Here is a 15995-nt window from a genome sequence, read left to right as displayed (position 1 = left end):
AGACCCAGGAAATAGGGAACTGAACAAACATCATTAACACTCAATCCTGTACATGAAAATCAGAAATACAGAATGCTTATGATCTCAACAATAGCCAAAAAAAGGTTTCCTCTGCCCCCAGACATCAGCAAACCGGAAATACGAGAAGGACACAGTTACGATGCGCAACTTGCCGAAGACTTCCCTGATTTACGTTGCCAGCTGGAGCATGCCAGTCCAGTTCGGCGAAAGCATGATGAAAAGGCCAGAGACAGTGTGAACTGGCTACCGCTAAGTGAGTTACCCGACCGACTGAAGACTGTTACGAAAAGAGCCCTACCTTTCGACGGTTATTTAATTACGCCGACAAAAATATCTTATGCGATGTTGAAAAGCATCTTACCTTAGGCCCGCCGACTCGAGGGTTTGAAGCTGAAAGGTTCCTGCCCTTACCGCGATTAAAAGACAGTAATCACACTCCCCGCACCTACAAAACAGAACAGGGTCTACAAGACGTTGATGCAGACAGTGCGATGCTGGATGTATTACTGCCAAAAACAACCGGGCTTAAAGCAACTGAATCCGGTCATCCCCGTGGTGCTGTCATTGAATATACCAACATTATCCTGAAAGAGATGGGTAACGACTCTCCGGCACGTATCGCTGCTCATGCTCATCGTCAGCCTGCAACAGACCAGCCTCCGTTAGCCGCCTTGCAGCAACTGAAGACGCAATACAGCGCATCGCTGTATGAAGGTCCAGAAAGCGCCCTGATAAGGTGGGCGATGGAAACATTTAAACATCAGACGAACGAGTATCTGTCGCTACTCCCACCACCTGAAGGCTTTATAAGAAATCCAACAAACCGGGATGCGCTGTCTGAAAGGAAAAAGGCGATCCATCTTTACAGTTCAACACTGACATCACTGATCAGAAAAGTGAAGCCGGATGATTCCACGCTGACTATTCTGCAAAAAATCGCTGCGCGGAATCAGACTGATAGAACCTTCAGCTACGCGATCAACAAATCTTATCGCCCTTTGGAAATGATAATGCATCGTAAAGGAGACTGTGTCTCATTTTGCCATCTTATAAAATGCTGGCGGAAGCTTGTGGACGCAATGAAATCACCACTGTTGATATAGATAAGCCTTTTGCATTCACGGTCGATGAAAATGTTGACATACCGGGGAGCCAGCCAGGTGAGGAAATGCGCTTTGCTCGTCACACGATTCTCTGTATCGCAAACGTGGAGGGACAGAAACATTATTTCGACCCGGTAGTCGGTAAAGCAGTCAATCCCGAACATTACGGAAAATCACTTGCGGACTATCTCCTCTGACAACTCTATGTCAGCAGAAACGGGAACGACAGTCGCCCGTTTCTGCTGAGCGATACATACCAGTTAATCCCGCTTCGTAATTGCGATGACCTGATGCAATAGATGGGAGAATGCCAGCGTCTGCACAGGGCACAGATGAAGAATCGCAATATTCATCGCTGCTGATGGAACCGTTCTTCATATCGCGCCACTTAAAAAGCGATGAGCAAGAGCAGGAGCCTTGTTGATGAAGACCAGACTTACACTGTTACTCCTTTTAATCCCTTTTTCTCAGCCTCAGGCTTACTGTTTCGAGCAGGCTGGTAAAGCGTTTCACATCTCCCCTGGCCTGTTGAAGTCCATTGCTATTCAGGAATCAGGCCTGAAGTACAACGCGATCAACACAGCAAATCGCAATCGTACAGAAGATATCTGCATGATGCAGATTAACAGCGTGCACTATTCCCGTTTGAAAAAACTGGGCGTGACGCGTGAACGTCTGTTAAAGGAGCCGTGTCTCTGTGTATACACCGGCGCCTGGGTGCTGAGTGGGTTGTTCAAGCGTTATGGCAAAAGCTGGGATACCGTAGGAATGTATAACGCCGGGCCGGCGGCATCGCGCAAAGCGCTGCGGCAGAAATATGCGAACAAGGTCAAGAATATTTACGAAGGTATGGACGCACCCGTTCCTCTGGCTGGTATCAGCGGAATGACGCCCTGAAGAGCATTTTCCATGAGGCGTTGACCGGGTTCCATTCTGCGCCCGGTCAGCGCTCCTGATATTCGATAATATCCTCATCCTGACCTTCTTCCAGCTCACGCAGCAGGCGATAAATTTGAGCGACAGCTTTCAGCGTCTCACGGGAAACAAATCCGCCTTCCTCAACATCGCGCCAGAGAGTACGGGTAAGCCATATATAGCGAACGACCGGCACCTCCTGCGCTTTTGCCAGAGAGATAATCTCCTGAGCATCTTCTTCCTGAGCCTTAAAGATCACTTTAGGCAGTGGCGTCTCCTGGGGGTCATAGAACAGACCGATAGCGAAGTGGGTAGGGTTGACCAGCACCACATCTGCCTTCGCAACCTCTTCAGGCCGTCGTTTTTTGATGGGTTCATTGACAATCTCCATCGCAACCTGTTTACGATGGTTTTTGGCGTGGGGATCCCCTTCGCTCTGTTTGTATTCGTTGCGAATATCGTCATGACTCATCCGATTTTGTTTCAGCCAGAAGAAACGCTGAATACCGAAATCAAGCAGGCTGAACAGCAACATTGCGCCAAATAACAGGCGACTCAGAATATGCAGAAGGGTAAGACTTCCCTGCCAGAATCCTTCCAGTGACCCTGTAGCCAGTTGTGATATTTCATTCAGATGGGGTTTTATCTGCATCCAGAACAGACAACCCAGCACTGCAGCCTTCACCACGCTTTGCAGGAGTTGCACAATCTGCCGCACAGAGAAAATTTCTTTAAATTTATTCAGCGGGTTCAGGGCGGTAAATTTGGGCTTTGCCGCTTCTGGCGCAAAAAGCACACCAAACTGAAGCCAGCCACCGGCGATACGCAGCAGGATCACGCTCATCAACGTTATGGCCAGAACAGGAAGCGCAACCTGAGCGGCAGCACCGGCGACGCTTTTAATCGCTGCGGGAAAATCCTGCTGGATGCTTACGACGGGCAGTGCAACGATGTCGGTCAGCCGGGCCATAGTGCTTTGCGCCATGGCAAAAATAATTTCTGTCAGTCCCACTCCGATAAGCAATTTTGTCAGATCCTGGCTCTGGCTAATCTGCCCTTTTTTACGAGACTCTTTCAGCTTCTGGGGTGTGGCCTTCTCTGTTTTTTCTCCACTCATGGCGATTCCCCGTAAGTCATCACGGGCTGCAGCACAGGTATTAAATCGCGCAGGGCAATCAGCTGCCCCTCAGCCAGCCAGTCGAGCATGGGTAAATAAAGGATTAAAAACAGTATACCGGCCAGGCATTTCAGCGGTGGTGTCAGCGACGAAGCCTGGAGTTGTTGACTGTACAGACTGATAATGCCGATCAGAAAATCAATAAACAGCAGCACCAGCACCAGCGGGCCGGCAAACAGCACAATATTACTGAACATGTTGCCAATCAGCTTAAGCAGCTGGGCATAGCCCTGTTCGGTTAACGGTGGAAACCATTTGCCCACGGGCCACAGGGTATAACTGTCCCAGAGCACCTGGGTAATCAACTTCAGGCCGAAGCTCAGGATCATCAACAGCATAAACCACTGCAGTAACAGATGACCCAGCGGAGTAGCATCAGGTCCCAGCGTAGGGTTAATCTGTCCACCCACCAGTGCACCGCGCTGGTTATCAAATAACGCCCCCACAGATTCGAACAGCCAGAACGGCATAGCCAGCAGCAGGCCCACCAGCAGACCAATCATTACCTCTTTCAGAAGCAGGGCAACCAGCAGTGTGCCGTGCGTCATGACCGGCTCCAGCTGCGTTGCAATGTGCGGCGTGACAAACAGCCCCATGGAAATAATCACGATGGTACGGATCATGCCTTTGAGCATTGTGAAGCTGAACACCGGCGTCAGTAACAGGCAGGGAAAGATGCGGGCGATACCCATACCCAGCGCCAGGATATGATGAAACAGACTGTCTAACAGAGACTGAGCCATGTTTATCCCTGGCTGGCGATCATGGTAAAGGCGGAATTGACCAGCGCCAGCAGCTCGACACCAATCCAGCGTCCGCTTATTGCCAGTGCGCTGCCTACCGCAATCAGCTTAATGGCGAAAGGCAGCGTTTGATCCTGCAACTGCATGACGGCCTGAATCAGCGAGACAATAATTCCCACCAGCACGGCCGTCAGCAGAGGCGGCGCAGAGAGCATCACGACTAACAACATGCCCTGTTTAAACAAATGGATAATTTCCATCTTTCCTCCGGTCAGGCATAGCTGTAAAACAGCCCATCAAGCAAACGCACCCAGCCATCGGCCAGCACAAACAGCAGGATCTTTAACGGCAGCGAGATGGTCATCGGCGAGACCATCTGCATCCCCAGCGCCAGCAGGACGTTAGAGACAATCAAATCGACGACGATAAAAGGAATGAAAATCAGAAAGCCGATTTTAAATCCGGCTTCCAGCTCCGACAGAACAAAGGCCGGGATCAGCAATAACCAGTTATCCCGATCGGCAATGGCCTCTTCTGCCATTTTTTTCGGCCACATGCGCAGGCTGTTTTCATGCAGATGCGTTTCAATATCCGGATTGGTATTCTTCTGCAGAAAGCCGGTAATGGGCTGCAGAACAAAACTCAGACTACTGCCGAGCTTCTCCGCACTCTCTGTTTCGATGGGGCGTTCCTGAACGCGGGAGTAAACGCCACTGAATACCGGGGCCATGATGAACAGCGTGGCAGCCAGCGCAATTGCATACAGGGCCATATTGGGCGGTACCTGTTGCACACCCAGCGCATTGCGCGTCAGGGTCAGCACCATGGCGATCTTGAGAAAGCTGGTGGTAATCATAAATGCCAGCGGCAGCAGTGACATGGCACCAATAAACAGGGCCAGCGTCAGAGGATTAAGCGTACCGATTTCACCCATCATTACTCTTCTTCCACAACTAAAGGCGCATGGCTTAACAGCGTGACCACTTCAAAGCCCAGCCGCCCTTCCACATCGACCAGTTCACCTTTTGCGACCGGGAAATTACCGTGACACAGCAGTGCCTCACCCGGAATGACATGTTCTACAGTCAGGGTACAGCCTGGCGCCAGCTGACGCAGTTCTCCCAGGGTCAGACGCAACGAACCGCAGCGAATGGACATCTCCAGCGGCAAATCCTGGAAGGCGCTGCCTGAAGCGGAGTTACCGTGCGCGCTGCTGTTGAACTCCCCGTCAGATAAGGGAGGCTGAGAATAGGACATAGGGGACTCCTTGTAATCGGAAAGGACAAAAGTTGTGGGCGCGCTATCCGGCTGTAACCGCCCCTGTATCAGCAGTGAGCCCAGGCGCAGCGCACCCGTGCCACAAGGCTGGAAATCGCTGGATGGAGGTAACAGCAGATCACCGGGCTGCAGGGCAGCGAGCCGGGCTGGCGTCAGGATGATATCCGCCACGCGCAGCGGGACAGTCAGCGGCAGCTCAGCCGGCAGCGGTTGCAGAACCGGTTGCCAGTCAGCCTGCGCAAACCAGTGCTGCAGTACAGCAGGCGTCAGAGCCAGCAGGCTGCTGTGTTGCTCTTCTTCCAGCGACACCCGGCAAACAAACAGCACCGTCTGCTCTTCCGGGAGCGGCTGGGTTGCAGCGCTGAGTGGTCCCCAGCAGGTTTGCAGCGTCGGGGGAAGCTGCTGATTGAGTAAACGCCAGTACCAGTCGGGCAGCTGAACGTCTGGCTGATGCAGGGGAGGGCACTCTGCCAGCAGATGCAGTAGCGGGTTAGGTGTTTGCAGCGCAAAGCTGCCTCCTGCGCACTGAAAGCCTGGCCAGCGGAGATCGTACCTGCCCCGGGCAGGAAGGAGAGTGATGACACCACAGCGTTCACCGTGCTGAAAGAACAGCTGTCGCCCCGTGCTGAACTGGTTTTGCAGCGCAACAGATTGCCGGGCACGCTGCGGCAGCCGTAAAGGTCTTCTCATGCCAGTGCCTGTTGCATAAAGCGTAGTAACACGGGTTTGCCCAGACGCTGCTCCAGCGAACGCCCGCAGAGCCACTGCGTACCTTTCACCAGCGGCCAGGCCTGCGGCGTAAAGGCGAGAGCAATATCCCAGCCGCCACCGGTCAGGGCATCCAGGGTAGCCTCTACCGGCCCGAGCTGTGGCAGCAACAACGTCATGGCGGCAGGCAGGGGACCTGCGTCCATTACCGACTGGGCCAGTTGAGGCTCCGCAGCATGCCATACCGGCGGTGTCGTCACTCCCTGCGGCTCTGCTACCGGTTCCTGGAGATCGGGCAGTTGGCTGGCGAGCAATAACGGCACCGGTGTAAGGATGGCCCCGTTTTCTGTCCCTGGCGATTGCCCCAGCAACGTCTCAAACAGGGCGCTGTCATTCTGGTTAGCCTCTCTGTTTTGTGTCTGTCTGGCGGCAGTAAACAGGCTGAGGGAGCCCGATGTCGGTGCAGTAACGGTTTCGCTGCGTGAACGCACGGGTGCAGCAGGGGGAGCATTTGGAGCTGGGTTCTTATGCACGGGCACTTTCATTTTCTTCTCCTTCTGCCACCTTTTTCATCTCGTGCAGTTTTTCCAGTGCTTTCTGCTGGAGCATCAGCTGATGAGCGGCGGCATCGAGCTGTCGTTGTAACTGCGTTTTTTCATCCAGTAACTGGTTCAGTCGCTGTTGTTGCATCAGGATGGCCTGAGCATCCTGACGCTCCTGATGAAGACAGGAACGAAGATCTTTTACAGAGGTTTGCGCCAGATTGTGCAGAGCCTCATAGCTTGCGCGATGGGCATCCTGCGCCTGCGTCAGCCGGACCTGCTGCTGCTCGATACGCTGCTGATGTTGCTTAAGCGTCCGCACCAGGCGTTGCTGTGCGCGTTCCAGACGCCCCAGGCGGCGCTGACGCAACGGAAGCAACGTGGCCGTGATCGCCAGTAGCGGCTGCGGCGCGGCGGGCATGCTGTCGTCAACCGGGCGAAACTTACGGTGCATGACGGCTCACCTCTGCCAGTGATTTCAGTGTCGATGCAAACTGTTCGGGCGCATGATTCCCCTGACGCAAAAACGCGTTGATCTTGTCTCTGACATTGACCGCGGCATCGGTCAATGCATCGTTCCCGGGCTCATATTCACCAAGGCGGATCAACATCTCTACCTGTTGCCATGCGGACATCAGCTGGCGGACACGGCGGGCATCCTGCTGATGCTCCGCGGTGGTCACGTTGCTCATGGTTCGGCTCAGGCTGGCGAGAACATCGATAGCCGGATAGTGACCCTGCTCCGCCAGTTTGCGTGACAGGACGATATGCCCGTCTATCAGGGAGCGGACTTCATCAGCAACAGGATCGTTCATGGAGTCGGCTTCGATAAGCACAGAATAGAGCGCTGTTATGGATCCCTGATTGGTTTTGCCTGCTCGCTCCAGCAGGCCGGGAAGCAGCGTATAGACGGAAGGGGGCAAACCCCCGCGCCCCGGTGGCTCCCCCAGCGCCAGGCCGATTTCGCGCTGGGCACGGGCAAAGCGTGTCAGGGAGTCGATAATGAGCAGTACGGACTTTCCCTTATTGCGGAATGCTTCTGCGATGGCGGTGGCGGTAAAGGCTGCACGGGCACGCTCCATACTGGTTCTGTCTGAGGTGGCACATACCATCACCGTACGCTGCCGCAGCTCACCCACCAGTTCATGGTCAAGGAATTCCCGCAATTCACGGCCACGCTCGCCAATCAGGCCAAACACGATCACATCACAGGGGGTATTACGCGCCAGTTCCGCCAGTAAGGTAGTTTTTCCGCATCCGGCCCCGGCAAACAGCCCTACGCGCTGACCCTGGCACAAGGTGATCAGCCCATCAATCGCTCTGATCCCGGTAGGCAACGGACTGTCGATGCGCGGACGATCCGTCGGACGAGGGGCTTCGTTCAGGACATTTTCTCCGCTAAATCCCTGATCGGCTTCTGCCAACGCGCTCAGGCTCTCCTCATCGATAGCGCGACCAAAGCCATCCAGCACACTGCCGGGCAGCGCATCTGTTACACGAATGCGATGTGGCACATAAAGCGGTTCTACCAGCGCCCCCTGGGCGATGCCGTCCAGCGATCCCAGCGCCGACAACAGCACATTGCTGGGATTAAAACCCACCACCTCTGCCAGGATGCTGCTGTTCGCGTTGCGATAAATACGGCACAAATCACCCATACGTGCTCCCGGCAACTGACTCTCCAGCAGGATGCCGCTGATGCCGGTAATACGGCCACGCATTTCCAGTGCATTTAAGCGTTCAAAGGCTTGCAGACGTCGGGTACGCCACTGAGCAGGAGTGAACATCGTCATTACCATTTCACCGTGACATTGCTGCGTCCGGCAAACTGCACCTGGCTGGGGGTAATGGCTACCAGGCGTAAGCCGTCTTCTTCATCACCGATAAACAGGCGCCGTCCGTTTTCGGTGACAATATTGGCCCGCGGGCCTGCGGTAATTTGCACAATGCGGAAGGGCAACCTGACTTTATCTTCAACCGTGTTATTATGCAGCGAAACCCCGATATCGTAGTCCTGGTGCAGCGTTTTCAGCAGACGTTCAAGCTGCTGGCGCTGTTGCTCATCGAGACGTCCTTCAAGGATGACCTCATCCTGATGGCGTACCAGGGCCACGTCGCGCTGCAGATCGCGCTCCCGCAATAAATGGCTGAGGCGTTCAGAGAGCAGGGTGCTGTCTGTCAGGCGGGGTTTTACCGGTTCGCTGTTGCTCTCCGGGCGGGCATAACCCGGTTGTAAGATCCAGCTGGTCACAGTGATCATCAGCAGCAACATCATCGACACGGCAGCAATACGTGCCCAGCGGGGGAAAAGATGGTGAGACGCTTTGCCATCAGGCAAGGGAGTCGGCGTGGGCGCGACAGACGTTTCATCCTTTTCCTCTGCTTCCACAGCAAGGGGAGGCACAGGCGAGCTGGCGGGCCAGGGCATATCCGCAGCCTGAATCATCAGCACCACCTCTGCCAGCCGGAACGGGGTATCGGGCGTAATCTCCACGATCTCTGCCAGCTCGTGCCCGGTGATTTTTCCTTCGGCGGGTAACAGTTGCCACTTGTCATGCTGGAAGCGTAATTCCGCATGACAGGGCGCGATGTCCTTATCATCGAGTAGCAGATCGCACAGCTCAACGCTGCCAATGACCCATTGTTGTCCAATTAACGGTAGAGCCGCGCCTTTTTGCTGACCCGTCAGCACTCTTAACTCATGCATGCATGGCTCCTTCGGCGGCATAAGCCTCATCGTCATTCGCAGGGTTAAGATCGATATATCCCATGATGTTAACGGGCAGGTTGAATTGCAGTTCAGCAAAGGAGATTACCGGCACATGATTGAACTCCTGTTCGATCAACTGGCGCAGCGGACTGCGTAAATCCTGGGCGGTTAACATCACACCGGCATTGCGGGCAAAAGGTGGCCAGATGGCGCGCAGTTTTTCCAGCAGCAGGGTCTGCTGATCGGGATCGAGAGCGAAAAAGGTTTCACTTTGCGTCTGACGCAGGCTGTCGCGCAGTATTTCTTCAACTTCCGGTGTGAGCAGCCATACCATCAGACCCTGTTCGCTGACATGTTCACGGCAAATATGCTCTTTCATATCAATACGTACCTGATCGATAAGAATATTGATATCACGCTCATGCTGGCCGTGAGCAATGAGCGACTCAGTGATCTTACGCAGTGAGCGTAGCGGTATGCGCTCAGCAACCAGCCGGCGCAATACTGCGGTCAGACGGGTAACAGGGAACTGACGCTGAAATTCCTGCGCCAGTTCGGGCTGATCATTTTCGAGCCAGCGCAGGATCACCGTCGCCTCTTTCAGGCCGAGGAATTCTGCACTGCTGGAAAACAGCGTGTGTTCCAGGCGGGCCAGCAGCAGCTGATCGCTGGTCCAGGCCATCACATCCGGCTGCTGGAGTAAGGGATGAGAAGCGTCCAGCCATATCCAGTGCTGTTCCTGACGCTGAACCTGTCCCTGTGCCACCGTTTCATCGCCTGCCAGTTGCGTGCCCCAGTGATTGTCTACCACCATTTTCGGGCTGATAGTCGCTACCAGCCGGGGGATTTCATAGACGTTAAAGCGAAACTCATCCTCTGCCAGCTCCGGGTTGTACTCAATCTCGAAGCGCGGCAGCGTAAAGCCGTAGCGATCAACAATGCGGTTACGCACTTTGCGAATTTCCTGTAACAAGGTCACAATTGCCGGATCGTTCTGTCGGCCGGCGGGAAAACTCAACAGATATTCACGGGTTGCGTCAAACGCACGAATATCTTCAAGGCCGTTTTCCTCGGGAGGAATTTCCACGCCGGCTGTGGGGGCGGCTTCCTGCTGTCGCCGGGCAGACCAGATTTGCCAGCTGCCGCAGGCGATGGTGATAAGCCCCAGAATAAAAAAGATCAGCGTTGGCATGCCGGGCAGCAGACCAAAACAGAACATGCCCACAGCGGACATAATCCAGGCTTTCGGCTGGCTGGCGATTTGAGTGGTGATCTCACGACCTATGTTGTTTTTACCCGGGTCATCATCACCAGACGACACGCGGGTGATCATCATCCCGGCGGTCAGTGAGATGAGCAGGGCAGGGATCTGGGCAATCAGTCCGTCACCCACCGTCAGAATACTGTAGACGTGCAGCGCCTCGCCGCCGGTCATTTCCTTCTGCAAAATGCCGATCGAGATGCCGCCAATCAGGTTAATAAACAGGATAATCAGCGACGCAATAGCGTCACCTTTAACGAACTTCATCGCGCCGTCCATGGCACCGAAAAGCTGACTCTCCTTACCGAGATCCACGCGCCGCAGACGCGCCTGTTCGCTGTCAATCAGACCGGCACGCAGATCACTGTCGATGGACATCTGCTTGCCGGGCATCGCATCCAGCGTAAAACGTGCGGCCACTTCCGCTACGCGCTCGGAGCCTTTGGTGATCACCAGAAAGTTCACCAGCGTCAGGATCATAAAAATGATGAAGCCGACCGCCAGGTTGCCCCCGACGACAAATTCCCCGAAGGCGGCCACGATATGACCTGCGTCCTGCTCCAGCAGGATCTGGCGCGTGGTAGAAATCGACAGCGCCAGGCGGAACATGGTAGTGAGCAGCAATACGGCGGGAAAGGGAGAGAACGCCAGCGGGTTAGGCAGATACATGGCCAGCACGATTAACAGACATGACGCACTGATATTAATGGCGATCAGCGCATCGATCAGCGGCAATGGCAGCGGGATAATCAGCATAAACACCAGCGCCAGCGCAAAGAGCGCGCCGACAATTTCGACACGTTCAACCGCCATGGTTGCGACGCGATTCAGGCTATTTATCAGGCTACTCACGATGATCTCTCCGCTTTACCGATGCTGCATAGCTATTTGTTTCTTTTCCCAGGAGGCGTACTGCGTGGTCAGGCTTCGTAACATGTTGAAGCCGTCATGCTGCGTTTTTTCATCGCGCCAGAGAGGCGGAGGCAGGGTTTCTTTCATCAGACGCAGCAAGGCATTCAGAAACCATGACTGTGCCTGCGTTCCGTTGCCTACCGCCAGGGTTGCGAGCTGGGTCAGCTCGTTTGCATAAACGCCGTTTTGTGCCAGATGCACCATCTTACGTGCCAGCATGTCGCTGCTGAGCGTTGTTACCGGCTGACGTTGAGAAACGTCCGTCATCAGACGCTGACTCCCGGCGAGAATGGAATTGATGTTGCCGAGCAACTTCAGGCCGTGCATGACCTGACGCAGTGCCGGCGGTGACATCGAAGGAGCCAGCGCCGCGATATCCTCAGCCAGGGCGCGTTGCAGGGTATGGAGCGCCTGATTCGCTGCGCCGCCGCCAAATTTTTCCATAATGGAATCAAACAGATGAGCAGGAGACTGATAATTGATCACTGAGCCGTAATAGAGCTGACGCATCGTTTTTTTCATCGTCGGGTCCTGAGTGAACCGGGCGATAACTTCTGCGGTGTTGCGGCCAGCGACGATCTGCTCTCCGTACGTTTCATTGAGTGACGCCCGGGCCGTCTCTGCCTGCTGTAGCAGCGGATCTTCTGGCAGCGCACCTGCCTTTTCCTTTTCGCCAATCAGCAATTGCAGCAGTGTGTCGGCCATAACGGGATCGCCATCGCTCACGGAGAGCAACGTTTCCGCATCGTATTGTTTCTGCGGGGAGGATTTTTGCAGTGTTTGCTTCAGCTGGTTCAGTTTTTCACGCTGCTGGCGCGGCTGATAGCTGTTCAGCAACTGATACAGATTCTGGAGCTGGGCAATCTGCTGAATCGCCTGCCGCTGATTAACTTTGGATTTTTCCAGCGTTCTGCTGCGGAATTTACTGCGCGCTTCGTTACGACTCTCATGCAGGGTACCCACTTCTTCCTGCGCGTCCGTGGCGATCTCCTGCGCGGAGCGAACCCGATCGGGCTGTGCTGTTCTGGAGACAGGAGATTCCTGCCTGAGCACGTTGCCGTTGTTCATCCAGTGATTAAGGGAGGGTGGCCTGACGTTCATCATAACCTCTATCAGGTGGCTGGTGTCTTTCTGGGTATATTTCGGTCCCACCGGGTTCCCGGAAAGTAAAAAAAAGTTTGTGCCGTAAATCGCAGCACATCAGAAACGAATTTTGCCGAAATATGCTCAGATAATTCCTGGTATGGTTTTTAATTAAATAAAATCAGTAAATTACCTATTAATCTTCGCTGGCATGGTCTTTGCTAAACGGAAACTCATCTACCTGAGGAGATATAAGATGAGTGCTGTTGCTGAATTAGAAACCATGATGCCTTCCGCCCTGCTGCCATCAATTAACTGGGAAGCGTTGCTCCTGAAGAATAAAAAGAAGATTTATTATTTTATTCGTCGGCGAGTCAGTAATCTGTCTGATGTAGAAGATTTGCTGCAGTCCACCTGTGTCGAAGTACTGACACATAAAGCCCGTTTTTACGGGGCATCCTGTCCTGATACCTGGATTTTTGGTATTGCGATGAATCTGGTGAGAAATTATTACCGCAGCCGTACGCATAGTTATCTTCACCAGTCCCTGGATGAGGACATTCTGGACGCTTTATCCTGTTCTGATTGTCCTGCCCGGGAAAATGAGTATCGCGACTTACTGCATAAGGTGCTGGTCAGTATGAACGCGCTACCCGAATCATCGCAGCAGTTGCTGAATATGGCGCTGGATGATGATTTAAGTTATCAGGACATTGCCGAAATCATGGCGATTCCGGTTGGTACTGTCCGCTCGCGATTATCCCGCTTACGACAGACCATTCGTGATGACGTTGGTGTATTCCATTGTTGAAAGCTGGCAGTGATACCTCTGCAAAGAGCCGTACCTCACCGTATTTAACCGCACGGATGTTGCTCACGGCAGGCTGTTCTGTCCGGATTAAAAATGCCATGCAGGAGAGTCATTAACCTGCATGGCGCTGAATAGCGGATACTGAAGCACTTTACGAGTTGCCCGCTTACTTACACATTAATGCTTCTGTCTGTGCCTGTGTCATACGCTTCTGCGCCGCTCCGCGAAACCTTTCTTCTGCCGCTCATGATGTAATAACCCGCCAGGTGTCAGTGAATAAAATTCACTTATTTTCTGGCATGGTTTAATTTCCATAACCAGTTTTATATTTTCTTGGTTAGTTTTACTTATTAATAATTTCCACAAGTGATTAATAAATGACAAGGGAGCTGAAGCGGATGAGGGAATTTCATAGGAATTGTCCCAATTAATTGGCATATAAAGAACTCCTCGGATGAGCGGAGTTCTTTATAACGCAGAAAAAATATGATTAAAAAAGAAACTTCCCATACGGAAGAAAACAGTTACTATAATTTTAATGATTAACGTCTTATAAACCAAAAAAGATGATCTGTGTCGCACAAGACTCAACGCTTTTTTTGCCAGATAACAGGGGGGATGAAAATTTAAAAATAAATAATCAAATAAAATACATAGGTTTAATGTGGCTTGTGTGGGTGGGCCTCTGTTATTAAAGAAGTATAAGACTCTCTTAATAAAATAAAGACGCTAAACCAATAAAATCTCAATTTATTTTTCCTGCCATCATGCTGTTTTTGCTTATCCGGACCACCATATTCATGGTGCAAACATTTATTTACAGCCCAGGTGGGTATTTTTCTTATTGTCAAACTTTTCTGGACTGTTAATTTATTCGCCAGTCTCTGGTCCTGCTTCTTTCAGGAGAAAAACTGTTGTTATTTTAATAAGTGTGATTTTTGACACGCGTTACTTAATATCTGTGGGAGAATAAAATGAACAGCCTTCAGGCGGAAAAAAGAAACACTACTGGTATAAGTAAAGGTTGGGCCGAGCCGGGCAATGCGTGCCTTCCGCTGCCGATTTATAACGATGTTGAAAGAATGCTGTCCATGCTGGCTCCTCTGGATATGGATATTGTGGTGGAAGGAGAAACCGGAACAGGGAAAGATACTTTCGCTCAGCGCCTCTACCAGGCCGCCGGTGTGAAAGGCGCTTTTGTTCCGGTGAACTGTGCGGCCATTCCGGAACAGTTGGCGGAAAGCGAGCTTTTTGGCGTTGTCAGCGGCGCCTACACCGGCGCCAGCCATACGCGTGCAGGATACATAGAAAGCGCCCAACAGGGGATGCTGTTTCTTGACGAAATTGACAGCATGCCGCTGACCCTGCAGGCAAAATTGTTGCGGGTACTGGAGACACGTAGTGTTACCCGCCTGGGCTGTACGCGCGCCGTACCGCTGAAGTTTCGCGTGGTGGTGGCTGCCCAGCGTCCGCTGAGCGAGCTGGTTGCCCAGAACCGTTTTCGTCAGGATCTCTATTTTCGCCTTTCTACGGTCAGGGTCGAGTTGCCTACCCTGCGCAGCCATATTGAAAGCATTATTCCCCTGTTTCGTCATTTTACCCAGCAGTCAGCGCTGCGTCTGAAGTGTCCTTTGCCGCCCATGCCTGTTGAATTGACCGAAATATTGTTAATGCACAGCTGGCCTGGCAATATCCGCGAACTGCGCGCGGCGGCAGAAAGGTTTGTCATCGGTCTGCCGGTGATCGTGCCGCCGGTCGAAACCGGTAAAGTCAGTGGGCGGTTGAAAGACCGTTTGCGTCGTATTGAGTCCTGCCTGATTGAAGACTGTCTGGCCAGACACAAAAATCGTGTGGTCAGCGCCGCTCATGAACTGGGGATCCCCAGACGCACGCTGTACCAGCGTCTGAAACTGCTGAATGTGGAAAATTAATTTTTCGGTAAGCGCGGAACTGCTGGTTTTCTCCTGTTACTCACTTTTCGGACAGTGTGAACGCACTGAATGATGACTAACCGAGAGGATATGATTATGAGTGCAGGCGGCGTAGGTCTTAATAACATCACGACAGATTACAGCGCTTACAAACAGGATTATCAGACATCCAGCTTTACCAAAGAGATGCAGGATGAAAATAATCGCATGATGAAAGAGTCGATGGCGATCACCAAGTTTAACAACCAGAACTCTATCAACAAAATGCAGATGGATGCGATGTCTCAGCAGGCCAACGGCATGGTGGACTCGTTCTCGAAAGCCAGCAGTAACCTGGCCCAGAAGGCCAAAATCGACCTGGCGTAACCTTGCTATCCGGAGCCACGTTCGTGGCTCTCTCATTTTTGGGGCCGATACCATGACGATCAGTCCATTATCTCCCAGACCGGAAGTCATCCTGGAAAGCCCGACTGGGCTGGACGGGTTGCAGCCTGATCAGCAGGATGTGCAATGGTTTGCTGCGGAAATGCAGCCGCAGGCGTTTGAACATTCCGCAGATAAAGGCAACGTGTCAGAAAATCTGATGGAGCAACTGGCCGCGAGCTTCGGGCGGATAGACGAGAAGAGTGATAAGGTGGCAAAAGTGTTATCGGAGACGGCGAATTCAACCAATCCGATCGACCTGACCCGCGTCAGTTCTACGCTCTCCTCTTACTATCTTGAAAGCCTGATGAACGCCAAAGTGATTTCAAAAACCGTTCAGGGACTGGAAAAACTCACCAACCTGCAGTGATACACCG

At 52.9% G+C, this 15995-nt stretch carries 16 protein-coding genes and 1 pseudogene; 6 read left to right on the top strand and 11 right to left on the bottom strand.

Features of this window, described 5'->3' with window-relative positions; translation table 11 throughout:
* Positions 1-302: 302 nt before the first annotated feature.
* Positions 303-644: pseudogene (locus E0E17_RS20665) on the top strand (PipA/GogA/GtgA family type III secretion system effector); the annotation flags it as partial.
* A 903-nt stretch (positions 645-1547) separates the two neighbouring features.
* The gene (locus E0E17_RS20030) at positions 1548-2021 is read left to right on the top strand and encodes a lytic transglycosylase domain-containing protein (protein ID WP_130835929.1); all 474 of its coding nucleotides are present in this window, start codon (positions 1548-1550) and stop codon (positions 2019-2021) included.
* Between the two features lie 46 nt (positions 2022-2067).
* Here E0E17_RS20030 and sctU read toward each other — a convergent pair whose 3' ends face one another.
* From sctU to E0E17_RS19975, 11 genes are read right to left on the bottom strand one after another with little or no spacing between them, the layout of a single operon-like run.
* Positions 2068-3156, bottom strand: a complete 1089-nt coding sequence (gene sctU / locus E0E17_RS20025) for a type III secretion system export apparatus subunit SctU (protein WP_130835928.1) — start codon at positions 3154-3156, stop codon at positions 2068-2070.
* Positions 3153-3959, bottom strand: a complete 807-nt coding sequence (gene sctT / locus E0E17_RS20020; protein WP_130835927.1) for a type III secretion system export apparatus subunit SctT — start codon at positions 3957-3959, stop codon at positions 3153-3155. The genes sctU and sctT overlap by 4 nt, the downstream gene beginning before the upstream one ends.
* A 2-nt stretch (positions 3960-3961) precedes the next feature.
* Positions 3962-4219, bottom strand: a complete 258-nt coding sequence (gene sctS / locus E0E17_RS20015) for a type III secretion system export apparatus subunit SctS (protein ID WP_130835926.1) — start codon at positions 4217-4219, stop codon at positions 3962-3964.
* A gap of 11 nt (positions 4220-4230) precedes the next feature.
* Positions 4231-4896, bottom strand: coding sequence for a type III secretion system export apparatus subunit SctR (gene sctR / locus E0E17_RS20010; protein WP_130835925.1), 666 nt, complete (start codon positions 4894-4896; stop codon positions 4231-4233).
* Positions 4896-5927, bottom strand: coding sequence for a FliM/FliN family flagellar motor switch protein (locus tag E0E17_RS20005; protein ID WP_130835924.1), 1032 nt, complete (start codon positions 5925-5927; stop codon positions 4896-4898). Before E0E17_RS20005 ends, sctR begins: the two co-directional genes overlap by 1 nt.
* Positions 5924-6436 (bottom strand): type III secretion system HrpP C-terminal domain-containing protein, encoded by a 513-nt coding sequence (locus E0E17_RS20000; RefSeq protein WP_130835923.1) that lies wholly within the window; start codon positions 6434-6436, stop codon positions 5924-5926. The genes E0E17_RS20005 and E0E17_RS20000 overlap by 4 nt, the downstream gene beginning before the upstream one ends.
* Before the next feature lie 34 nt (positions 6437-6470).
* Complete coding sequence (locus tag E0E17_RS19995) at positions 6471-6941, bottom strand: hypothetical protein (RefSeq protein WP_130835922.1); 471 nt, start codon at positions 6939-6941, stop codon at positions 6471-6473.
* Positions 6931-8286, bottom strand: a complete 1356-nt coding sequence (locus tag E0E17_RS19990; protein WP_130835921.1) for a FliI/YscN family ATPase — start codon at positions 8284-8286, stop codon at positions 6931-6933. The genes E0E17_RS19995 and E0E17_RS19990 overlap by 11 nt, the downstream gene beginning before the upstream one ends.
* Positions 8280-9194: an FHA domain-containing protein gene (locus E0E17_RS19985; protein ID WP_165446276.1), complete on the bottom strand. Its 915-nt coding sequence runs from the start codon at positions 9192-9194 to the stop codon at positions 8280-8282. Before E0E17_RS19985 ends, E0E17_RS19990 begins: the two co-directional genes overlap by 7 nt.
* Entirely contained in the window at positions 9187-11310 is a 2124-nt protein-coding gene (sctV, locus tag E0E17_RS19980; protein ID WP_130835919.1) for a type III secretion system export apparatus subunit SctV, read from the bottom strand. The genes E0E17_RS19985 and sctV overlap by 8 nt, the downstream gene beginning before the upstream one ends.
* Before the next feature lie 15 nt (positions 11311-11325).
* The gene (locus E0E17_RS19975; RefSeq protein ID WP_130835918.1) at positions 11326-12474 is read right to left on the bottom strand and encodes an HrpJ domain-containing protein; all 1149 of its coding nucleotides are present in this window, start codon (positions 12472-12474) and stop codon (positions 11326-11328) included.
* Between the two features lie 235 nt (positions 12475-12709).
* Between E0E17_RS19975 and E0E17_RS19970 the strand changes: the two genes are divergently transcribed.
* The 4 genes from E0E17_RS19970 to E0E17_RS19955 all read left to right on the top strand — a co-directional run bounded on the left by E0E17_RS19970 (position 12710) and on the right by E0E17_RS19955 (position 15988).
* Complete coding sequence (locus E0E17_RS19970) at positions 12710-13264, top strand: RNA polymerase sigma factor (protein WP_130835917.1); 555 nt, start codon at positions 12710-12712, stop codon at positions 13262-13264.
* A gap of 974 nt (positions 13265-14238) precedes the next feature.
* A complete protein-coding gene (locus E0E17_RS19965) occupies positions 14239-15195 on the top strand; it encodes a sigma 54-interacting transcriptional regulator (RefSeq protein ID WP_130835916.1) in 957 nt (318 codons plus the stop codon).
* A gap of 96 nt (positions 15196-15291) precedes the next feature.
* Positions 15292-15561, top strand: a complete 270-nt coding sequence (locus tag E0E17_RS19960; protein ID WP_130835915.1) for a hypothetical protein — start codon at positions 15292-15294, stop codon at positions 15559-15561.
* Positions 15562-15613: 52 nt separating this feature from the next.
* Positions 15614-15988: an EscF/YscF/HrpA family type III secretion system needle major subunit gene (locus E0E17_RS19955; protein WP_130835914.1), complete on the top strand. Its 375-nt coding sequence runs from the start codon at positions 15614-15616 to the stop codon at positions 15986-15988.
* The last annotated feature ends 7 nt before the right edge of the window (positions 15989-15995 follow it).

This window comes from [Erwinia] mediterraneensis, assembly GCF_900604315.1.
Taxonomy (GTDB): Bacteria; Pseudomonadota; Gammaproteobacteria; order Enterobacterales; family Enterobacteriaceae; genus Pantoea; species Pantoea mediterraneensis_A.
The sequence above is the reverse complement of the archived record's forward strand: the minus strand, read 5'-3'. Positions and strand labels throughout refer to the sequence as shown.